This window comes from Cobetia sp. MC34 (assembly GCF_018340035.1).
Classification (GTDB): Bacteria; Pseudomonadota; Gammaproteobacteria; order Pseudomonadales; family Halomonadaceae; genus Cobetia; species Cobetia amphilecti.
In genome coordinates this window covers 1-20,365 of record NZ_JADPPY010000045.1, presented here as the reverse complement: position 1 = coordinate 20,365, position 20,365 = coordinate 1, and the positions used below count along the sequence as shown (strand labels likewise).

18 protein-coding genes and 1 pseudogene are annotated in these 20,365 nt (G+C 61.4%); 9 read left to right on the top strand and 10 right to left on the bottom strand.

Going from position 1 to position 20,365, the window contains the following annotated elements:
* The first annotated feature begins 151 nt into the window (after positions 1-151).
* Positions 152-436, top strand: a complete 285-nt coding sequence (locus IZU87_RS15860) for an HAD family hydrolase (RefSeq protein WP_213115156.1) — start codon at positions 152-154, stop codon at positions 434-436.
* Positions 437-645: 209 nt separating this feature from the next.
* On the opposite strand, the gene IZU87_RS15855 is transcribed toward IZU87_RS15860, so the two are convergent.
* Positions 646-2,055, bottom strand: a complete 1,410-nt coding sequence (locus IZU87_RS15855) for a trimethylamine monooxygenase (RefSeq protein ID WP_213115155.1) — start codon at positions 2,053-2,055, stop codon at positions 646-648.
* A gap of 961 nt (positions 2,056-3,016) precedes the next feature.
* Between IZU87_RS15855 and arfA the strand changes: the two genes are divergently transcribed.
* Positions 3,017-3,196: an alternative ribosome rescue factor ArfA gene (arfA, locus tag IZU87_RS15850; RefSeq protein WP_213115154.1), complete on the top strand. Its 180-nt coding sequence runs from the start codon at positions 3,017-3,019 to the stop codon at positions 3,194-3,196.
* A 115-nt stretch (positions 3,197-3,311) separates the two neighbouring features.
* Here arfA and IZU87_RS18000 read toward each other — a convergent pair whose 3' ends face one another.
* A complete protein-coding gene (locus tag IZU87_RS18000; protein ID WP_213115153.1) occupies positions 3,312-4,064 on the bottom strand; it encodes an oxidoreductase in 753 nt (250 codons plus the stop codon).
* The gene (locus tag IZU87_RS17995) at positions 4,055-4,510 is read right to left on the bottom strand and encodes an oxidoreductase (RefSeq protein WP_283248924.1); all 456 of its coding nucleotides are present in this window, start codon (positions 4,508-4,510) and stop codon (positions 4,055-4,057) included. Before IZU87_RS17995 ends, IZU87_RS18000 begins: the two co-directional genes overlap by 10 nt.
* A gap of 173 nt (positions 4,511-4,683) precedes the next feature.
* Here IZU87_RS17995 and IZU87_RS15835 point away from each other — a divergent pair, with 173 nt between their 5' ends.
* Complete coding sequence (locus IZU87_RS15835) at positions 4,684-5,391, top strand: LysR family transcriptional regulator (protein WP_213115151.1); 708 nt, start codon at positions 4,684-4,686, stop codon at positions 5,389-5,391.
* Complete coding sequence (locus IZU87_RS18185) at positions 5,301-5,555, top strand: LysR substrate-binding domain-containing protein (protein WP_213115150.1); 255 nt, start codon at positions 5,301-5,303, stop codon at positions 5,553-5,555. Before IZU87_RS15835 ends, IZU87_RS18185 begins: the two co-directional genes overlap by 91 nt.
* A gap of 193 nt (positions 5,556-5,748) precedes the next feature.
* Here IZU87_RS18185 and IZU87_RS15825 read toward each other — a convergent pair whose 3' ends face one another.
* On the bottom strand, positions 5,749-6,936 hold the full coding sequence (locus tag IZU87_RS15825; RefSeq protein WP_213115149.1) for a CNNM domain-containing protein: 1,188 nt from the start codon (positions 6,934-6,936) through the stop codon (positions 5,749-5,751).
* Positions 6,937-7,321: 385 nt separating this feature from the next.
* Between IZU87_RS15825 and IZU87_RS15820 the strand changes: the two genes are divergently transcribed.
* Positions 7,322-8,395, top strand: coding sequence for an AraC family transcriptional regulator (locus IZU87_RS15820; protein WP_213115148.1), 1,074 nt, complete (start codon positions 7,322-7,324; stop codon positions 8,393-8,395).
* Positions 8,396-8,520: 125 nt separating this feature from the next.
* Here the strand turns inward: IZU87_RS15820 and IZU87_RS15815 are convergent, their stop codons facing one another.
* From IZU87_RS15815 to IZU87_RS15805, 3 genes are all read right to left on the bottom strand, one after another.
* A complete protein-coding gene (locus IZU87_RS15815; protein WP_213115147.1) occupies positions 8,521-10,500 on the bottom strand; it encodes a tripartite tricarboxylate transporter permease in 1,980 nt (659 codons plus the stop codon).
* A gap of 176 nt (positions 10,501-10,676) precedes the next feature.
* Positions 10,677-11,810: a type 2 periplasmic-binding domain-containing protein gene (locus IZU87_RS15810; RefSeq protein ID WP_249330659.1), complete on the bottom strand. Its 1,134-nt coding sequence runs from the start codon at positions 11,808-11,810 to the stop codon at positions 10,677-10,679.
* A 183-nt stretch (positions 11,811-11,993) separates the two neighbouring features.
* Positions 11,994-13,109 (bottom strand): 4-oxalomesaconate tautomerase, encoded by a 1,116-nt coding sequence (locus IZU87_RS15805; RefSeq protein ID WP_213115146.1) that lies wholly within the window; start codon positions 13,107-13,109, stop codon positions 11,994-11,996.
* A gap of 134 nt (positions 13,110-13,243) precedes the next feature.
* Here IZU87_RS15805 and IZU87_RS15800 point away from each other — a divergent pair, with 134 nt between their 5' ends.
* Entirely contained in the window at positions 13,244-14,134 is an 891-nt protein-coding gene (locus tag IZU87_RS15800) for a LysR family transcriptional regulator (RefSeq protein WP_213115145.1), read from the top strand.
* A gap of 262 nt (positions 14,135-14,396) precedes the next feature.
* Complete coding sequence (locus IZU87_RS15795) at positions 14,397-16,238, top strand: dipeptidase (RefSeq protein WP_249330657.1); 1,842 nt, start codon at positions 14,397-14,399, stop codon at positions 16,236-16,238.
* A gap of 215 nt (positions 16,239-16,453) precedes the next feature.
* On the opposite strand, the gene IZU87_RS15790 is transcribed toward IZU87_RS15795, so the two are convergent.
* Positions 16,454-17,521: an amidase family protein gene (locus tag IZU87_RS15790; protein ID WP_349305194.1), complete on the bottom strand. Its 1,068-nt coding sequence runs from the start codon at positions 17,519-17,521 to the stop codon at positions 16,454-16,456.
* A 22-nt stretch (positions 17,522-17,543) separates the two neighbouring features.
* A pseudogene (locus IZU87_RS17990) lies at positions 17,544-17,903 on the bottom strand (amidase family protein); the annotation flags it as partial.
* Between the two features lie 261 nt (positions 17,904-18,164).
* Between IZU87_RS17990 and IZU87_RS15785 the strand changes: the two are divergent.
* Entirely contained in the window at positions 18,165-18,353 is a 189-nt protein-coding gene (locus IZU87_RS15785; protein ID WP_043332182.1) for a DUF3008 family protein, read from the top strand.
* Between the two features lie 86 nt (positions 18,354-18,439).
* Here IZU87_RS15785 and IZU87_RS15780 read toward each other — a convergent pair whose 3' ends face one another.
* On the bottom strand, positions 18,440-19,228 hold the full coding sequence (locus tag IZU87_RS15780) for an OBAP family protein (RefSeq protein WP_213115144.1): 789 nt from the start codon (positions 19,226-19,228) through the stop codon (positions 18,440-18,442).
* A gap of 272 nt (positions 19,229-19,500) precedes the next feature.
* Here IZU87_RS15780 and IZU87_RS15775 point away from each other — a divergent pair, with 272 nt between their 5' ends.
* Positions 19,501-20,238, top strand: a complete 738-nt coding sequence (locus IZU87_RS15775) for an HAD family hydrolase (protein WP_082388488.1) — start codon at positions 19,501-19,503, stop codon at positions 20,236-20,238.
* Positions 20,239-20,365: the final 127 nt, after the last annotated feature.

Below are 20,365 nucleotides of genomic sequence, written 5' to 3'. Positions count from 1 at the left end.
GCCACCCGCAACTGGACACCGCGCCGGACAGTCTGGCTGAACCCCGACCAGGAAGACCCGCTGGTTCAACAGGATCAGCGATTAGAAGCCGCCTGATTACAGGTTCCAACAAGCTTGACAGACATCGGCCGCCGCCGGCCTGGCGGATTGCGTGTCACAGGTATTGGGCGGCGAGATCGCGGGTAGCAAGGGGGCCAAGCTGGCGCGTCTGTTGGCAGCGCCGCAAGTGGCGGTGGAGCGCAGCTGGATGGTGGGCGACGCCGCCAGCGACATTCGCGCCGCGCACGAGGCAGGGTGTCGTGCCGCTGCGGTCAGCTGGGGATGGCAGAGCCCCGAGCGGCTGGCCAGCATGGCGCCGGAACGGGTCATCGCGCAGCCGCAGGCGCTGATATCACTTTGCGATCTGCCAAGCAGCGACATCCGCGAAGTGGGCTAGGGCGTGAGCAGGGCGGCCACAAGGCGCAGGCCTTTGCGCACGCTTGCTCTGATTCACTCATGCACGTGTGAGCTGTTGCACGTGTGAATTGATAGAACGATGCCGCCGAGTCGTGTCATGACTCGGCGGCATCGTTGCCTGGCGGATCAGGAAGCTCGTCGTCTCAGACAGCTGGCTCGTTCAGACGGCTGCTGACTGAGACGGCCTGATCAGGCGTCGTCAGTCGCGAGCTGCGCGGCGGTGGCTGTCTCGCCGCCTGCTTGTCTGGCGCTCTTGTCGGGCTGCGCCAGGAAGGCTTCCAGCGAATCATCCATCGCGTCGAGCCAGGGCGTGTGATGGCGCGGGGCCATGGTGCCGGTCATCAGCGAGCGGTAGGAGTAGTCACGGAAGGTCATGATGTTCTCGTGCTTGTGGTGCTCCCACTCGAGGAAGGTGCGATTGACGCCGTCGATATCGAAGCTCGGATAATCCGTCTCCGAGATCAGTGACTTCACGTAATCGCCCTGGAAGAGGATCATTGATTCATCGCTGTCCAGTGTCTCCTCCCTGTCACGCCATGCCTGACTATCCGCCTGCATCGCCTCGCGGCTGGGCAGCGCGATCTCACCGAGAATCACGTCACGCACCCACCATGCCTGGGCATCGAACATGTTGAAGGTGTACCACTGGTCCTGCATGCCGAGGTAGAACATGCGCGGATTTTCTTCCCAGGCAGCGCCCTTGTAGAGACCGAGCGGCCACATGCGATTGCCCGTCTTGAGGCGCAGTGGCTCATCCAGGAAGGGGAAGTGGTGGAGGTAGCCGGTACACAGGATGATGGCATCGATCTTCTTGCTGCTGCCATCGCGGAAATAGGCCGTGTCGCGGTCCACTTTCAGCAACAGCGGCTTCTCTTCCCAGTTGTCCGGCCAGGCAAAGCCCATCGGGGCGGTGCGATAGCTGGTGGTAATGCTGCGAGCGCCATACTTGTAGCACTGCGAACCGATATCTTCGGCAGAGTAGCTGCTGCCGATCAATAGCAGGTCCTTGCCCTTGAATTCCAGCGCGTCGCGGAAGTCATGAGCGTGCAGAATACGGCCATTGAACTGCGAGAATCCCGGGAATTCGGGCACGTTGGGGGTCGAGAAGTGACCCGATGCCACGATGACGTGATCAAACTGCTCCTGAACGACCGCATCGGCCTGCAGGTCATGGACACTGACGGTGAACTGCTCGCGGGTGTCGTCAAAGCTGACGTGGCGCACCGGGCAGTTGAAGCGGATGTACTTGCGCACGCCTGCCTTATCGACTCGACCCTTGATGTAGTCGAAGACCACCGCACGTGGCGGGTACGAGGCAATGGGATGGCCGAAGTGCTCCTCGAAGGAATAATCCGCGAACTCCAGGCATTCCTTGGGGCCGTTGGACCACAGGTAGCGATACATGCTGCCGTGGACGGGTTCACCATTCTGATCGAGACCGGTGCGCCAGCTGTAATTCCACAGGCCACCCCAGTCACTCTGTTTTTCATAACAGACTATTTCGGGAATATCGATACCCTTGTCAGCGGCAGATTGAAAGGCGCGCAGCTGTGCCAGGCCACTCGGCCCTGCGCCAATGATCGCAATGCGTTTTGTCATGGGTATTTCCTGTTGAGACTGTAATGAGACGTCATGTTCCGTGAACCCCGAGTTGCGGGATCTCGTGTTGACCAGGTGCTTTTTCCTATGTAGTGGAGCGCGATAATAATGAGCGTTATCCAGCGCTTGGGTGGCCTGGAAAGGTAAGGAATCCAGTTGACTGGCCACCCGACATTTCACTGAACCTGAACACGGAAGCCGTATTTTTCTTGCCTTGAGAGCAATCTACGGCTCGCGGAACGTGAGGCATCCTCGCAGAAATGATGCGCCATCTCAAATGTGAGACATTGATTCTGAGTGTATGAAGTGTACACGATAACGAGGGTGTTTAGACTTTAGTGGTAAGATTATTTCGGGTTGTGTCACTTTGGGAAGGCCAGGCACAAGGGTGCGATTTATCGGCTCATGGCTTGGGTGGTTTTTTTAAATTGTTGATTTAAGTATATATTTTTAAATTTATGGCGGTGGTTTGTCATGGCGTTATCTGGCTTGTTTTCCATGTGGAAAGAAAAGAAGATTGCCGTGTTGCAATGTCGATTCGAAGGTGGATGATTTTCTGCCTATTCAAGGCATGCTGAGTCAAGCAGGTGGTGGGATGAAATGATCTATTGGTCAAGCAGGTGGGTGCTTGTAATTTTGAGATTTTGCGTAAATAAGTGTGTGAGGAGGATGGAAAAGGGGTGTCACAGTAGTGAGTGGTGTGTGAATGGAGAAAGAACAGGGATCAGTAGGGAAAAGGACGCCAGATTATCGAATGATCCTCGCTGGAGGGTTCGCTGGAGGATTTGCTCGAGTTTTTTCTAGAGGAGCTGCAGGGCTATTCGCAGGGCTATACGCAGAACTATTCGCGGGGCTATTCACTCACCAGGCCAGCGACGAGGGGGAAGCGGAGGTTGATCACTCTGCATACCGAAAGGGCGTATACTGGACCGGTGATAGAGAAGCTACAGGAGAAGACACCATGACTCACAAGCGCAAGGTGCAGGACAACGCGCTCAAGGCGGTGCTGCGTACCCCGATGTTCAAGCAACGCGTGGTAAAGGCGCGCAAGGGCAAGGGCAGCTATCAGCGCCAGGGCAAGTCGCAGGGATACAGGGGCGGCAGTGAAGCGCCTTCAGTCAGTGTGCACAACGCTGCCTGAAGACGCTTCATTGGTGCGGTTTCCCACGACCTGACTTGCATCACCGCAAGGGCTGAAACAAGAACGCCGCAGCGTCAGCGCTGCGGCGTTTTGCGTCTGTCCTACTGCAAGCGACTCAGTTCGCGAAGTGCGCATTCCAGGTCTTGGCACGTGCGGCGTCGCGGGCTTCATAGTCGGCCAGCACCGTCTCCAGTTCGCCCAGTGATTCATGCTCACGATCCTCGCCCAGCTGGGTCAGGCGCAGGGTATACCAGGCTGTCACCCCGCCTTCAGGCGGCGCGCTGAAACGCGGGAATTCTGGCGCGGGGCATTCTCCGGCCTGCCAGAGGGCGGGCAGTGACGGGTGCAGCGCCAGTGGGCGGGCCAGGCCGACGAGGTCGACGGCGCCCTGTGCCACGGCGTCTTCGGCCTGCGCAAGTGTCTTGAAGCCACCGGTTGCCATCAGGGGCAGGGTCGTTACCTCGCGTGCACGCTTGGCGAATTCGACGAAGTAGGGGCCGCTGGCGCTGGCATCCGACGCCGAGCTCGCGCCGGGGAAGTAGGTGCCGCCACTGATATCGATCAGATCGATGGGCAGCTCATCGAGCGCTGCTATCACCCGCAGCGCTTCGGCTTCCTCGAAACCGCCTTGCAGTTGGTCGCTGGAGTTGAGCTTTACCAGTACCGGGTAGTCGTGGCCAACGGCCTCACGTACGGCAATGATCACCTCACGCATCAGGCGCATGCGGTTGTCGAGGCTGCCGCCGTAGTCATCCGTACGCTGATTGAAGAGGGGAGACAGAAACTGGCTGAGCAGGAAGCCGTGTGCCGCATGCACCTGTACCCCGCCAAACCCGGCTTCACGCGCCAGGCGAGCCGTCATTGCCATGGCGCCAGGCAGTGCCTTGATGGCCTCAGGCTCATGGCCTCGCAACGTAGCCCGGGAATATCCAGTGCACTGGGGCCGTGCGCCGTGCTGGTCGGTGGGTAGGCCATCGCACCGGCGTGGCCGAGTTGCAGCCAGAGGTCTGCACCGTGCTGTTGACCGCGCTGGGCCAGTTGCGTGAAGGCCGCGAGATCCGACTGCGCGTTGAGCACCAGATTGCCCGGTTTCTCGGCATGGTGGTGGTCAGGCTGTACCTCACCGACCAGCGACGCCGCCACGCCACCCTCTGCCCAGCGCTCGTAAAGGCGCAGCTGTGCCTTACTGGGATGCCCCGTGCCATCGCCGAGAGAATCCGACATCGCAGCCTTGACGATTCGGTTGGCGAGCACCCGGCCGCTTGGCAACGTGAAAGGGGTAAACAGGGCGGAGGCTGTCGGCTGGTCTGTCATGGTGGCGATGTCTCTCTTGGTGCTGGTTAAGTAAAAGATGTGGCAAGGAATATGCTGAGCAATGTGGCACTGAATCTGTCATTTCAGGAACTGATGACAGGGTGACATGCCTTGCGGACGGTGATAATCCGTTGTGCGCGCACAGTATCCGTGAGCAAATGGAACATATGGAAATGCATACGGACCTCGACATCTTTCACGCCGTCGTCGACGCCGGCACCTTCACCGGGGCGGCGCGCCAGCTTGGCATTACCCACTCCGCGATCAGCAAGCGCATCGCGCAGCTGGAACAGCGCCTTGGTGCCCAGTTGTTGATTCGCTCCACTCGGCAGATGCGCTTGAGTGAAGCAGGGCAGCTCTATGCCCTGGAGACGCGCGAGTTGCAGGAGCGCCTGCGCAATGTGGAGCAGGAGATTGCCGAAGGCAGCGGCGCACTCAGGGGCCGCATTCGCCTCTCGTGTTCCAATGCACTGGGCAAGCTGCAGGTGATGCCCCTGCTGTTGCGCTTCATGGAGCGCTATCCCGAGGTGATCGTGGACCTGACGCTGTCGGACGCGGTGGTCGACCTGGTCCATGAAGGAATGGATCTGGCGATACGCAGCACCGCACAGCCCGAGCTCGGCCTGATCGCCAGGCGGTTGGCCACCAATCATCGCGTCATCTGTGCATCACCGGACTATCTGGCAAGCCACGGCACGCCGCGCTCAGTGCCGGAGCTGGCAGAGCATGTCAGCCTGATCCTGAATCTCCCCGGCGGCTTCAATGCCTGGGGCTCAAGTCACTGCCCGACATGCGTTGCGGCTTCCTCTCCAATTCCCTGGAAACCCTGCACGCCGCCTGCCTGGGCAGCCGCGGCATTGCCTGTCTGCCGCACTACCTGATCGCCGGTGACCTGGCTTCTGGACGCTTGATCCCGCTGCTGGAAGACATCCGTGGGGACGGCGCAGATACCAGCATCTACATCGTCCGCCCGGAGACGCAGATTCTTCCTCGGCGAGTGAGGGTGCTGATGGATGCCTTGATAGAGGGATTTGAAACCGGCTAGGAGGCGTTTGCCAAGGGTATGACTTCTCCGGTGATCATCCGGCACCATACAAGTAGGAGTTCGCAAGAGGAATCAATGGGTTATCAGGCAGTATCAACAGCCGCCAATAAAAAAGTCCCGCGATAGTCGTATCTGGCAACGACTTTCACGGGACTTTTGCCTTCGAGCGGGTCACAAGCGTGGAGGGACGAGCCTAGCGCTTGCTGTCGTCGGCGCTCTTGGCAGGGGCCTTGGAAGAGTCCTTGGCTGAGCCCGCATCTTGCTCGGTTTGCTCGTAGACGGGTAAAGCACCTTCACCAGAGCCAGCTTCATCGCCCGAGACAGCACCTTCACCAGCCGCCGTTGCAGCGGCAGGCTGGGTGCTTGAGGTGTTGGCACCGATACGCTTGGTCCAGCGCTGGCGGGCAAAGCGACGCAGATTGGCCACGTTGTCCGTCTCGTCGATGATGTCCTCGCCCAGAATTGTCTCCATCACGTCTTCCAGCGTGATGACACCCAGCCAGTTGCCGAGGTTGTCGTAGACCACGCACAGATGCTGGCGTTCGCGCTGCATGAGCCCAAAGGCATGTTCGACGTTGTCTTCGGCGTGCAGCTCGCTGATCGGGCGCATCAGGTCCTTGAGCGGCGTGGTGGGCTCTGCCTGATGGGCATCGGCCCGATGGATCATGCCCAGCGTTCGCTCATCGTCGGTCATCACCGGGTAGCGGCTGAAGGGCCAGATCGTCAGCTGGTCATTGAACTCGGCCACGCTCATCTCGGGACTGACCGTCTGGCAGACAGGGCGCGGCGTCAGCACGTCACGCACCTTCATCTCGTGCAGATTGAGGATGTTGGTGATGACGCGCTGTTCATCATTTTCCAGGGCTTTCTTGTCGAGCCCCATCTGGGCCAGTGCCTTGATCTCGCCACGCACATCGATGTCATGAGCATCCTTGCCGATGCGCGAGGTGATCAACTCCGACAGCCAGATCAGCGGCTTGAGCGCGATGACCATGGCATTGAGCACGCCGGGCAGCATCGGCGACAGCTGACGCCAGTAGGTGGCACCGATGGTCTTGGGGATGATTTCCGAGGCCACCAGGATCAGCAGCGTCATCACCGCCGAGGCCACGCCGACCCAGTCTTCCCCGAAGACGACCGATACCTGCGCGCCCACCCCCGTGGCACCGACGGTATGCGCGATGGTATTGAGCGTCAGGATGGCGGCCAGCGGCTTGTCGATATTGTCCTTGAGCTTGGCCAGAGCGGCGTGGCGCTTGGGGTGCTGGTCTCTCAGGCTTGCCACATAGCTGGGGGAGAGCGACAGCAGCGCCGCCTCGAGCACGGAGCAGATGAATGAGATGCCAATCGCGATGGCAGCGAAGAGGATCAACAGAAACATGAGGCGTGCTCCTTGGGGGAAAGGCATCCATTAGTGACATAAGGTGCAGTACTGTCAAACCCGTGAATTCTCGCAGAGTTTTCAGCCTGCTGGCCAAGCTTGCCAGCCTGTGCCGCAAAGTGCCGTTGACTCGAGGGATGCAAGAGGCCTGCAAGAGGGCTGCAAAAGAGAACAGGGCCTTACATGAGACAAGATGCAATACTTATATGATAATGAGATTGTTTTGCTTTCGATAATCATTGTATTTTGTGTGCGCCAGCCGTATTCGCAAGCCGCGGCCTGGCATTGCCGCTGAGAGGCAACGTGCGACCCTTCAGCCGTCAGTGCGACCCGCAGCAGGCGGTAAGCCTTTACCAGGATTCACCTTGCAGGGATTTGCAGCGACATGTCACAGCCGCTTGGAGACATAGCCGACAGTCTGGCCACTCGCCGCGTCATGGCCTCACCTCAACAGCGCCCTTCATCGCTCAGCGAGCGGCGAGGCTGGCAAGCAGCGAAATATCCGCACTGCGAGGGGCAGGTGCATGACCTGCATCCCTGGCGGGATGCGCATCTGACGCTGTGTGATCTAGAGGTGTCACGCGCCTATCACGGCCAGCATCAGTTTCATGAGGGCCTCTATCTCTGCCTGGTGCTGGAAGGGCGGCTGACGCTATCAGGCGTGGACGGCGCGGGGATCGACTTGTCCGCGGGGCAAGGGGGGATCTTTCGCCCGGCGAGAACGCAGTCTGCGCCGCCGACGCTTAAGAGCTATCACCCTCAAGGCCGCCTGCGCTGTATCAGCTTGCATCTGGAGGGCGAGGCCAGCCAGTCCCTGCAGGTACGGCGGGGTCTGGCGAACTGGGATGCATTGCCGTGCGCGCGTCATTCCCAGCCGCTGGGCTGGACGCCGGGGCGCTGGCTTCATCAGCAACTGGATGAGCGTGTCAGAGCCCCTGATGGTGAGGGCCCACAACGAGAGTGCGAGATGCCAACGACCCCCGCCTGCGAGGGGGAGATGCTGGAGTGGCAGGGGATAGCGCTGCAGTTGCTGGGGGCGGCACTCAAGCGCCGCGCTGGTGAGGCACAGGAGGTGCCGGCATTCTCCGCAGCCCCTGCATCGCCATTAGCGTCCCCATCGCGCCCCCACGGCGCCTGTCGACATCTGGAGGCGGTGCGCCAGCGTCTTGCCGCCGTGCCGCATGGCGCACACTCGCTGGAGGAACTGGCGCGGCTGGCCTGCATGAGCCCCTCCGGCTTGCGCCACAAGTTTCGCCAGGCCTTTGGGCAGTCACTGGGCAGTTATCAGCGTGAATGTCGCATGCGGTGTGCCGAGCAGGCTCTGCGGCGCGGGGTGAGCATTCAGCAGGTGGCGCATCAGGTGGGGTATGCCCACGCCTGCAACTTCGCCACGGCCTACCGGCGTCATTTCGGGGTGTCGCCACAGGCGGCACGAGCCAGGTTTCATCGCGTCGAGTGAGTCGTGATGGCGGCGAGCACCTGACAATGGGCTTGGGGTTGTCACAATATGCAAGCGGGCACCCAATGGGTGCCCGCTTGCGTATGTCGTACTCGAGAGTTGAGTGCTGGTGATGCCCGCTGGCCTTACAGGAAGGGAATCATCGGCAGCACCACGTCATCCAGCAGACCCGTCGGGTAGTGCAGGTTCATCGCCGCCTGCATGCCGAGCAGGAAGACTGCCACGCCCAGCGCGAAGAGCCCTGCGAACAGAGGCGACTTGCGCGCGATGGTGAGCTGGAAGCCCAGGCAGAACAGCACGGCGGTGGAGACGAAGCCCAGCAGCGCACTGACGCCGATCAGCACGAAGAAGCCGAGTACCACACCCACTGCCTTGAAGGCCGGTTGCTTGACGCGAATCATGCCGCGACGCCAGCCGTTGAAGACCACGGCGATCACCGAGAGCAGCGTGATGAAGGCGGCCAGCGTCGGGAAGGCCTTGCCCAGCGGCATCAGGTCCTTGACGTCGTAGAGCGCCCACAGGGCGGCTGCGCCCATCATCAACAGCAGCAGGAAGTCGACGCCACCGAAGCCACGCGATTCCAAGACATCCTCTTCCGGCGACGGCGCGGTCTCGACCACTTCATGGGTCTGGCGACGACGCATGATCGCCTTGCGGATCACCGGCAGGAAGAAGGCCAGCAGGATCAGGCCGAGGATGATCAGCACGCCCGGACGCAGGAAGGCTTCGGCGCCGTGGAACTGCATGCTCTGGTAGAAGTAGTTCTCGGCACCCGGTGCCAGCACGAAGCCGATCAGGAAGGCCGGACGCGACCAGCCAGCACTCTTGAACAGCACACCGATCATGCCGATCATGCCCAGCGCGGCCCAGTCACCCAGCGAGCGGCTGGCCTGATAGGCAGCGAACAGGATCAGCACGGTGATGGCAGGGGCCAGAATGGCGAAGGGTACACGCGTCAGCTGCGCGACCGGACGCGCCAGCATCAGACACAGGCCCGCGCCCAGGATATTGGCCAGCGCCAGTGACCAGATGATGGTGTAGGTCATGTCCAGATTGGTGGTGATCATCGACACGCCGGGTTCCAGGCCCAGCAGCAACAGCCCACCCAGGAAGACCGCCGCCGTGCCGGAGCCTGGCACCCCGAACAGCAGTGTCGGCACCATGGCACCGCAGGCGCAGGCATTGTTGGCGGATTCCGGCGCGATGACGCCGCGGATGTCGCCCTTGCCGAACTGGCTCGGGTCCTTGGCGGTCTTGACCGCGAAGCCGTAGGTGATCCAGTCGACCACGGAACCCGCCAGACCCGGAATGGTCCCGATCAGGCTGCCGATACCGGCACAGCGCGCGACCAGCCACTTGTTCTTGACCACATCCTTGATGCCGGCAGACCAGCCCTTGCCCAGGTCGGTGTTGCCGTTCTTGGCGATACTGCCACGTCCCAGCAGCAGCTCGACGATTTCCGGCAGGGCGAAGATGCCCAGACCCAGCACGATCAGCGGTACGCCGTCGTACAGGTAGTCGATATCCAGGTTCATGCGGTACTCGCCGGTCGCCGGTGCGGCGCCGATGGCACCGACCAGCAGGCCGAGGCCGCAGGCAGCGGTGCCCTTGAACAGGTTCTTGCCGGACAACACCGCCACCATCGTCAGGCCCAGCAAGGTCAACACGAACAATTCGGCTGACGAGAAGGCCAGTACGAGGGGGCGTGCGACGAGGATGAAGCCGGTCAGGATGATGGCGCCGATCACGCCACCACACAGGGAAGACAGGAAGGCACTGGTCAGCGCGCGGGCGGCCTGGCCCTTCTTGGCCAGCGGGAAGCCATCCAGCACCGTGGCTTGCGACGCGCTGGAACCGGGAATGCCCATCAGGACAGAGGCGAAGGTATCGCCGGTAGGAATGACCGCGACCATGCCCATCAGCATGCCCAGGGCGTAGCCCGGGTCCAGTCCATAAAGGAAGGGCAGCAGCAGGGCCATGCCGGCGATGCCGCCCAGGCCGGGAATGATACCGACCAGCAGGCCGACGAAGATGCCGATCATCATGAACAGCAGATGCGTCAGCGTGAAGACGTGTCCAATGCTGGACAGGAGAGTGTCGATCATGGCGTTACTCAACCTCTTGTTCTTCTCTAGATGCTTCTCTAACACTCAGAGGCGGTGCCGGGGAGAGCATGGTGAGGCAGGGAGTGAAAGGCTCACGGGGCTGCTGATCGGCAGCCCCGTGAGTGGGTCCCCATCACACCCGTGGGTTCAGACCGTTACGGGTGTGATTGCGCGCCTCAACGAGATTGCAGGCGGATATTGTGGCGTTCCATCAGCCAGTTCTTGACCCATTCGTGCTCGGCTTCGCTCAGCTGCATGGCTTCCTGAAGCTGGGTCGCGGCGGCCTTGCCGACCATCAGGCCATAGGGCCCGACCTTCTCGGCGGCCTCCTTGAGGAACTCGGGGTCCTTGGCCAGATTACGCGCGGCCTGGCGGTAAAGCTCCAGCAGTTCCGGATCCACGTCCTTCGGCACCAGCAGCATCTTCTGCATGGCGTAACCGGAGGCGAAGAACTTGTGGAAGATCTGGTAGGCCTCGTCGTCACGTGAATGGCCTTCCTGGGCCAGATACAGCTCGGAGAAGGTCGGCAGGTCCGGGAAGGACGGATCGCGCTCGATATGGCCTTCGTCATCCATCACGCCAAGGCTGAACAGCGGTACGGCCTGGCCGGCGTCGACCAGCGGCGTGACGTTGCTCTTGTAGGCGGAGGTGGTCTGGAAGTCGAGGGCGACTTCGCCACGTTCGAAGGCCAGGCGGCCTTCACCACGGCTCTTCATGCCGAAGACCGGGTCGACCTGGAAGTCGAGCAGATCGAAGGCCATCAGCACCGGCATCTCGAGCCCGGTCGGGTTCTGGCCGGCGAACTTCACTTCCTGGGAGGCGAGGGCCTCGAGCGCACTGGCGCTGTCCTTGCCCAGCGAGCTTGAGGCGTAGACGACACCCCCTGTCGGTGCGGCGAAGATCGGCTCCCAGTCGGCATAGTCATAGCGCACGCGACGGTCGCGCAGCATGGCCGGATACTGGGTAGAGGCCGAGGTGACGACCATCTCGTCGCCGTCATCGCCGGCACGCTTGCTGAACAGGTTGACGCCGGTGATGGAACCACCGCCCGGGACGTTGTCGATGACGACAGCCGGGTTGCCCGGCAGGTCCTTGGTCACCCAGTTGGACATGAAGCGTGCCCAGACGTCCGTGCCGCCCCCGACACCGAACGGGACGGTCCAGGTCAGGGTGTCAGGGACTTCCGCCGCGGCGTGAACGGCTGAGGATAGTGGCATCAGGCCCATGACGGGCAGCATGAAGGCCAATGCGGTGGTACGGGCATGACGCTTGAGGGTCTGGCGCTTGGGGGTAGACACGATGATGGACATGGTCTGACTCCTGATTATTGTTGGAATGCGTTGTCGATCAGTGATGCGCTATCTGCATGGCGGCGCAGTCAGGCTATTTCGTTTAGCGAAAATTCATTGTAAATCAATATACTGCAGTACCTGCTCGTTGCCTGTCGACGAACTCTTCGCCTCTGGCGCTTGCCAGTGCGGTCGTCTGGCGTGTCATGCACGCCCAGGCATTTCCACCGAGTCGGGGAGGTTCAAGAACACCTCGCCACTCATGATCTTGCGTGCCGTGCGCAGCAGAGACACGCGGCTGGGGGTCATCGGGTCGGCATTGGCATGCTCGACCTCGACATCCAGAAATCCGGCGGGATGTTCCAGATGAACGTTTGCCGCCAGGCTATCCGGTGCCAGAGTGCCGGCTGCGAGTGCCACACGATTGGCCAGGGTGCCCGTGATGCTGGTCGCAACGGCCAGCGTGATGGCCCCCGTGACGGCCAGGGCGCCATGGCAGCGATGCGGCACGAAGTAACGGGCGCATAGAGTGCCGTCCTGGGTGCGCGGGGCGGAGAGAATCACCGGCTTGGGCAGCACCGAGCCGCTGACGTCGCCCATGCCCATCAATTCTCCCGCCTTGAGGCGAATCTGCTCGAGACGTGCCATCGCCTCGCGGTTGGCATCCATCTCGGCCGGCGCTTCGTTGCCCGCCCAGCCCAGACTTGCCGCTTCGATCAGCACCACCGGCGTGGCGGAGTCGAGACAGGTCACCTCGACGCCATCAATCACGTCGATGACCTGGCCGCTGGGCAGCATCTTGCCGGTCTTGGCGCCCACCGCGCCGAGGAAGCCCAGCTTGATGGCGCTGCCGACGCCGGGCACGCCACTGATGCGCGTGTCACCCTGGTAAGCCACCGCGCCGCCGGGCGTTGGCACCTGGCTGTCGATCAGCGTGCGGGTGTTGAGGTTGTGAATCCGCAGACGCGTCAGGTCGCCCTGCGGCGCAATCATGCCGGTCTCGATGACGTAGGGGCCGACGGCGGCCAGCATGTTGCCGCAGTTGGGCGAGAAGTCGACCTTGTCGCCTTCTACGTCGACCTGAGCGAACAGGTAATCGACATCAGCTTCAGGATGACTGGGCGGCCCGACGAGGGCGACCTTGCTGGTCAACGAATTGCCGCCGCCCAGGCCATCGATCTGCAGTACGTGGCCGGAGCCCATGACCTGACGCAGAACTTCGCGACGGCCTTCGTCATCGGCGGGGAGGTGATCCAGACGCAGGAAGGGACCCCGAGAGGTACCGCCACGTAGGATCATGCAAGGAAGTGAATGCATCATGTTGGAACGCGCTCCTGTCTGTTTGCGCCTTCATGAAGCATCACAGCCGATGATCTATGCATCAAATGCAAATAAAACCTATACTGTCATCATTGTGCGCATTAATCCGAAAACTGAAACAATAAGGTAGTTGCATGCATAGATTGGAGTTTCTGGATCTGTCGGTGTTCGTCGAGGTCGCCGAGAATCATTCCTTCAATGAGGCGGCAGAACGGCTGCATATTTCGCAGCCGGCGTTGTCGCGCCGCATCCAGAAACTGGAGGAAATTCTGGGCGCCAAGGTGCTCGAACGCACCACGCGAAGAAGTCGTTTGACGCCCGTTGGGCGTGATTTCCTGCCCAAAGCCCGCAAGTTGCTCGAAGATTATGAGTCGTCTCTGGTCGGCGTCCGCGAGCTTGCCACTCACCGCAAGGGGGTGCTGACCATCGCCTGCCTGCCCACGGCAGCCTTCTACTTCCTGCCCAGCGTGGTGCGCGAATTCAATACCGCCTATCCCGGTATCCGGATTCGCATCCTGGATGTCAGCGCCAATGAAGGGGTCGAAAGGGTGGTTTCGGGGGAGGCAGACTTTGGTATCAATATGGTCAGTGCCCACCATCCGGCGGTGGATTTCACTTCCATCTATCGTGATCCCTTCGTGCTGGCCCTGCGGCGTGACCATCCTCTTGCACAGAAACAGCGCGTGGAATGGAGCGACCTGGACGATGTGCGCCTGATCACGGTCTCGCGTGACAGCGGCAACCGCATTCTGCTCGACAACACCCTGCTGTCCGCCGGCCTGCATCTGGATGGCTTCTACGAAGTGCAGCACCTTTCGACGTCACTGGGTCTGGTCGAGAGCGGGCTGGGCGTCGCCATCCTGCCGTCGATGGCCATGCCGGGACCGGAACACGAGGTGCTATGTCAGCGTGAACTGCCCGAACCGCGCATCGATCGCACCATTGGCCTGCTGCGGCGGCGCGGTGAATCCCTGTCGCCGATCGCGGAGCTGTTCATCGAGATTCTGCTCAAGCGCTGGAACTGAGTCGCTCGTCTGGGGCGAAGAGGACCAAGGCCACAATGGAGAGCAGAGTGGCAGGCACCTCTCGCCAGGGTTGGCGTGGCGTGGCCTAGTACATAAGATGGTTGTGTATAAGACATTCATGTTTCACTGCAAGGCCGATGAAACCGTCTTGATGTCGCGTGGTCAGCTGCCGCCGGGCGTCGGTGAGGGTCTTCTCCTCATCGCTTGTCTCTGCGGCCATTGACGACGTGGCGTCTTGCCTAACACAAGGATGTACATGCCCATGAGTACCCGCACAGCCACTCACGCTACCTCTCGTCAGACGGCCCTCGCGCTGGGTCTGGCACTCGGGCTCGGCAGCGCGCTGCCTGTCAGCGCAGACGAGCCGATGGCGGCCGATGACACGGGCAAGCGCGCACCGCAGGGTGAACATACGCTCAAGCGTGCCCAGCTGGTCAGCTTGATCGAACAGGGCCGGCAGGAGCTGGCGCCGGACTTCAATGGCTTTCTGACCCAGGTAGCCGAACGCAATTCACAGGACACGGCCGTCAGGGCTGCCATCGAGCAGTATCAGGCCGGTGAGACGCTTGAGGGCGATGCCTTCGTCAACATCTATCGTCTGCTGGGGGTCTACAACCGTCTGCAGTACGGCGATGACGTCCAGGCGCTGCTCAAGGAAATGGTCGCGATCCCGACCGCCAAGGTGGGGGAGAAGCCGCAATTCGAGAACCCGGAAATCGCGCGCTTCGGTGAGTTGATCAAGGCGCGCGCCGAGGCGTTCGGCCTGACGTTCCGTAACGTCGACAACCGCGTCTTCGAAGTTGAGCTCGAGGGAACTGGCGATGACGTGTTCGGCATTCTGACCCACGGCGATGTAGTGCCGGCAGGCGAGGAGGGCTGGACACTCGACGACGGTACCCATCTCGACCCGTTCGCGATGACCGAGATCGACGGCAAGCTCTACGGGCGCGGCACCGAAGATGACAAGGCCTCGATTGCCGCGGCGCTGTATGCCATGAAGTCGCTCAAGGAGAATGAGGTGCCGCTCAAGCGCACCATTCGCCTGATGATCGAGACCACGGAAGAGACCGGTGGTGATGGCTTCGAGTACTACAAGGCCAGAAATGACCTGCCGGAATACAATATCGTGCTCGATAGCGGTTATCCGGCGATCACGGCCGAGAATGGTTTCGGCACCATCGATGCGCGCTTCCCCTTGACGCCCAAGGCGGGCGAGGCGTCATCTGATCAGGCAGTCGATGCTCTGCCGACGATCACCGACTTCAAGGGCGGCCTGGCGACCAACCAGATTCCGGAGCGCTCCACCGCCACGCTGCACGCGGCTGACGCAGCGGGCGCCAAGGCGCTCAGCCACAAGCTTGAAACGCTCGGCAGCCGCTACGTCAAGGAGCATGGCCAGGACTTCAGCGTCGCCAGTGAGGTGGAAGGCGAAGAGGTCAGCGTGACGGTGACCGGCAAGTCGGCCCACTCCTCGGCGCCGGCCAACGGCGTCAATCCTGTCACACGGCTGGCGGGCCTGCTTGCCACCTCCGGCATCGATTTCCATGACAATGCCTATGAAGATGCCATCCATTACCTGAACGACAACTACGGGCTGGACTATCACGGCAAGCAGCTGGGCATCGCGTATTCCCATGATTTCATGGGGCCGCTCAAGGTGACGCCGACCTTCTTCGCCAGGGAGGACGATGCGCTGCGGGTCGCGGTCAATGTGCGTGCGCCTGCCGGTGAGAAATCACCTGAGGAATTGAGCCAGACAATTCAGGACAAGCTGAACGCCTATGCCAGCGAGCAGGGCATGGACATGACGCTGAACGTCGAGATTCGCGACTGGATGCTGCGTGATCCCAGCGGTGCCTGGCTGCAGACGCTGCTCAATATCTTCGGGGATACCACCGGCATGAAGGCCGAGCCGCGCTCCTCCGCGGGCAGCACGACCGCCAAGCTGTTGCCCAATGCGATCAACTTCGGCCCGTCCATGCCGGGCGAGACCTATACCGGGCATACCTCCGAGGAGTTCAAGCGGGTCGATAACCTGATGCTCGACATCCAGATGTTCACCGAGATGATGGCGCGCATCGGCAATCAGGATTCGCTCAAGTAACCGGGGCGGTTCACGGGGCTGGGTTCATATGAATCACCTTTTGCAGGGCGTATTGAAATAGCCCTGTGAAATAGCCTCTGAGACAGCTCTTTGAAATAGCCTCTTGCCTGGACGACAGGCATCTCAGCCAACGCCCGCCACCGCCCTGATGAAGGGGCAGTGGCGGGCGTTGTCGCATGTGAAGGGCGCCGGTCAGCCAGTGCGGCCGCGCGGCCTCATCTTGGACGGTAGGGCTCGGCGGGATGCGCGGTAGGGTAGGCATCCATATAGGCAGCGGCTGCCCGCAGCAGTCGCACATCATCGTGCTTGCCGCCTGCCAGCTGAAAGCCGACGGGCAGCCCCTGAGACGTGAAGCCACAGGGCACTGACGCCGCAGGTTGGCCGCTCAGGTTGAAGGGATATGAGAACGGCGCCCATTCCTCCCAGTCATGCATCTGGCTATCCGGGGGTACCTGGTGATTCAGCGCGAAGGGGGTGACGGCGACGCTGGGCGTCAGCAACAGGTGGAAATCCTGATTGAATTGCTCCAGCGCCTGGGTGATCCGGTAGCGCTCCTCGAGTGCCTTGAAGAGATCCAGCGACGACCATTCGCGTGCGCACATGGCATTCTCGACCAGCCCGGGATCGAGCTGTTCACGTTGCTGGGCATCGCAGTCATCCCAGAGCCCCAGCGAGGCGGTGAACCAGATCTTGCGAAACGTCTCGAGGCTTGTCGCGACCGGGGGATCGACCGCCACGATGTCCGCGCCAAGGTTCGCCAGACGCTGTGCGGCGCGCTCCACCAGGCTTGCGATCTCGGGGTCGACCTCGACAGACCCGAAACATGGCGAGTAGGCGATGCGCAGTCCTGCCAGCGACTTGCCGATATCCGCGCCCCAATCCTCGGGTTGGCCGCGGTTGGCGTAAGGGTCCTGGGCATCGTGACGGCCGATGACATTGAGCATGGCGGCGGCGTCACGGGGGCTGCGGGTCATGGGCCCGATGCTGGACAGAAAGGCAGCCTTGGAGGGCGGCCACTGCGGTGTCCAGCCGAAGGTGGGTTTGAAGCCGAAGATGCCACTGAAGGCGGCGGGGATGCGGATTGATCCACCGGAGTCACCGCCCTGATGCAGCACGCCCAGGTTCAGGGCGGCGGCAGTAGCCGCGCCACCGGAAGAGCCGCCGGGCGTCAGTTGGGTATTCCAGGCATTGCTGGTGGTGCCATGCACGAGGTTGTCGGTGACAGCCTTCCAGCCGAACTCGGGGGGTGTTGGTCTTGCCCAGTAGAATCGCGCCTGCCTCACGCAAGCGCCTGACCGGCGGCGCATCCTGCTGGCATGTCGTAGCCGGTGTGATCAGGGAGCCTGCTCTCGCCGGCATGCCGGCAACATCTGTCAGGCCTTTCAGTGAGGTCGGAATGCCATCGAGTGGACTCAATGGCTTGCCGGCCTGCCAGCGCTGCGTGGATTCACGCGCCTCCTTCAGCGCCGTGTCATGTGCGACATGTACATAGGCATTGACAAGCGGGTTGAGTCGCTCAATACGATCGAGCACCGCTCGGGTTACCTGTAACGGGTCGAACTCACCGCGTTGGTACCCGTGTGCCAGTTGCTCGGCGTCCAGCGCTGTCAGGTCATCCTTGGCAGTATGGGGCGAAAGATGTTGAGGAAATTCGACGTCACGCATGGCGGCTCTCCCGCTGTTGGATGGCGATATTATTGTGGGTCGTTGGCGATATTCTGCTCGATGGCCGGAGGCGTTCTCGCGGAGAACGGCTATCTGCCTCTCCTGCATGGCCTTGGGTCAGAGAGGGCAAACTCAAGGCATTGTGAGGTTGAAAAGGGCGAAGGGGGACCGCATGGCTCATGGAGAGTGACAGCAAGCGGCATGGTCGAGCGCATGGCAGCCGATCATGGTTCACGATATTCGCCCAGAGGGAGGACAATCATGCCAGCCAAGTCCAAGGCACAGCAGATGGCAGCCGGGGCAGCACTGTCAGCACGTCGTGGTGAGCAGAAGGTCAGCGAGCTGGACGGGGCCGCTCGCTCGATGTATGACTCCATGAGTGAAGAGGAGCTCGAGAAGATGGCTTCGACATCACGCGAAGACAAGCCGCGACACGACAACCAGAGCTGATCACCAGGGGATGCCCATCGCGGCTTCCTGGCGCCTTGTCGTGGGGGGAGTCCCTTTTCGTGTAGCTGATTCACTGCGACCTAGCCTCAGCGGCTGTCGTTCAGGCTCTCCTTCGGCGGCTGGTGGGACTCGCTGTCAGGTGGTGTCGGGCCACCGTTGGCCTTGGGGCTGACATCGGGCAGCGGAATCTCGGCGCGCTTCCGGCGGCGCTCCTCGGTGCTGATGCCCAGGCGCTCATCACGGCGCTTCATCAGCTCCTCGTCGATCTGACCGTCACGGGTGAAGGCCATCATCAGCTGCGGGATACCGTAGGGGAAGTCGTCGCGGTCGATCTGCCAGGTGTGGAAGGTCTTGCCGTAGGTGGTGACGAGGTCCTCGAAGTAGCTGCGCTCCGCCAGTTCCGGAATTCCCGGGGCCACCAGGATGCCGGATTTCACTTCATAGTGATGGCTGTGCCAGAGCGGCTTCTCTTCCTCGGGCAGCTGCTCGTAGCGCTCGGCGCTGATGATGTATTCGATCCCGATCAAGCGGGCATCACTGCGATTGGAATCGAAGATCACGCATTGGTGCAGATCATGTTCCAGGTGGATGCAGAAGTGGCTGGCCTCCACCTGACGCCCCATGTCATCGGCGTAATGGTGGAAGCCGTTGAGGTAGGTACTCATCGCTTCCATCGGATACTTGCGCTGCATGACCTGCGAGGCCGCATCGAGCACCTGATGCTTCAGCGGATGGCCGCTACTGACCTTGCGAGCACTGTTGAGGCGTCGGCCCAGAAAGAAAGCGGTCGCCGCGGCGGCGCCGGCCAGAAGGCCCGTGCCGAAGCCGGACGTGTGTGAGGGATGTGAACATGTGCGGGAATGGCGATGTCGCATACTTCCTCCTGCATGGGTGTCTTGATAAGGCAAGAATTCCTGTCATGACGTTGCCATTGCAGTGCATTACCCTTGAGCGCGTCAAGTCACCTACCGACAGCCTTGCCTCGGAAAATCCTCGCCCAGGTCTGCTGCAGAGTGTCGGGATTGCTTTTCAGTTTTCTGCCCTCATCAATGAGGGATATCACTTCTTGTGGCCGCTCAATGCCTTGCGCGACAAGGTGTCTTGTTCATCACGTGTTTCGGCCATCTTTTCTCGAATTGGAGCTCGCATGAAGCAACTTATCTTTGATTGTGACGGTGTATTGGTGGATAGCGAGATCATCGCTGATGGCGTGCTCAAGGAAAAACTTCCCGTCTGGCTGCCAGACCTGGGGAGTGCAGAGCAGATCGAGCATGAGCTGGACCGCTGTCTGGGCATGATGACGCGCGATATCCTGCTGGACCTGGAAGCACGCAGTCAGCACACGCTGCCCGTGGATGCGCTCGACCAGGTACGCCATCTCGTCGATGCCCGCCTGGCCGACTCGCTCAAGGCCATGCCCGGGGTGCGCGAGACGCTGGAGTGGATTCGCGATCAGCGTCTGCCGTTGGCGATCGTGTCCAACAGCTCTGAGCAGCGCATGAAGATCAATCTCGAGAGCTCGGGGCTGCGTGGCATTCTCGATGAGATTGCCGCGGCCAATGGTGATGAGCAGCTGCCGATCTTCACCTCCGATGAGGTCATGAATCCCAAGCCGGCGCCGGACCTCTATCTGCTCGCCCTCAAGACGCTGGGACGCTCCGCCGAGGAATGTCTGGTGGTGGAAGACAGCCGCACGGGAATGCAGGCAGCCGTGGCCGCGGGCCTCAAGGTCGTCGGCCATCTGGGCGCCAGCCACATCCCGCCGGGCCACGCCGAGGTACTGCGGACCACGGGCGCCTGGCAGGTCATGAAGCACTGGGATGAATTCAGCCGCCTGTGCGCTGATGCCGGTTTCGTGGCCAATGAAGAAGCCGTCAGTCACTGAGTGAAGTGGTCCCCGGAATTCGGACCAGGCGCTAAGCTCTGATCAGACCGACCAGGAGAGCTTGATCATGAGCAGGAAACGTCGACAGTACAGCAGTGAGTTCAAAGCCAAGGTAGCCCTCGCCGCC

Coding starts and splice junctions, on each gene's coding strand:
- IZU87_RS15855 (WP_213115155.1), bottom strand. CDS start 2,055: ATGACAAAACGCATTGCGATCATTGGCGCAGGGCCGAGTGGCCTGGCA.
- arfA (WP_213115154.1), top strand. CDS start 3,017: ATGACTCACAAGCGCAAGGTGCAGGACAACGCGCTCAAGGCGGTGCTG.
- IZU87_RS18000 (WP_213115153.1), bottom strand. CDS start 4,064: ATGGCAATGACGGCTCGCCTGGCGCGTGAAGCCGGGTTTGGCGGGGTA.
- IZU87_RS17995 (WP_283248924.1), bottom strand. CDS start 4,510: ATGACAGACCAGCCGACAGCCTCCGCCCTGTTTACCCCTTTCACGTTG.
- IZU87_RS15835 (WP_213115151.1), top strand. CDS start 4,684: ATGCATACGGACCTCGACATCTTTCACGCCGTCGTCGACGCCGGCACC.
- IZU87_RS18185 (WP_213115150.1), top strand. CDS start 5,301: ATGCGTTGCGGCTTCCTCTCCAATTCCCTGGAAACCCTGCACGCCGCC.
- IZU87_RS15825 (WP_213115149.1), bottom strand. CDS start 6,936: ATGTTTCTGTTGATCCTCTTCGCTGCCATCGCGATTGGCATCTCATTC.
- IZU87_RS15820 (WP_213115148.1), top strand. CDS start 7,322: ATGTCACAGCCGCTTGGAGACATAGCCGACAGTCTGGCCACTCGCCGC.
- IZU87_RS15815 (WP_213115147.1), bottom strand. CDS start 10,500: ATGATCGACACTCTCCTGTCCAGCATTGGACACGTCTTCACGCTGACG.
- IZU87_RS15810 (WP_249330659.1), bottom strand. CDS start 11,810: ATGTCCATCATCGTGTCTACCCCCAAGCGCCAGACCCTCAAGCGTCAT.
- IZU87_RS15805 (WP_213115146.1), bottom strand. CDS start 13,109: ATGATGCATTCACTTCCTTGCATGATCCTACGTGGCGGTACCTCTCGG.
- IZU87_RS15800 (WP_213115145.1), top strand. CDS start 13,244: ATGCATAGATTGGAGTTTCTGGATCTGTCGGTGTTCGTCGAGGTCGCC.
- IZU87_RS15795 (WP_249330657.1), top strand. CDS start 14,397: ATGAGTACCCGCACAGCCACTCACGCTACCTCTCGTCAGACGGCCCTC.
- IZU87_RS15785 (WP_043332182.1), top strand. CDS start 18,165: ATGCCAGCCAAGTCCAAGGCACAGCAGATGGCAGCCGGGGCAGCACTG.
- IZU87_RS15780 (WP_213115144.1), bottom strand. CDS start 19,228: ATGCGACATCGCCATTCCCGCACATGTTCACATCCCTCACACACGTCC.
- IZU87_RS15775 (WP_082388488.1), top strand. CDS start 19,501: ATGAAGCAACTTATCTTTGATTGTGACGGTGTATTGGTGGATAGCGAG.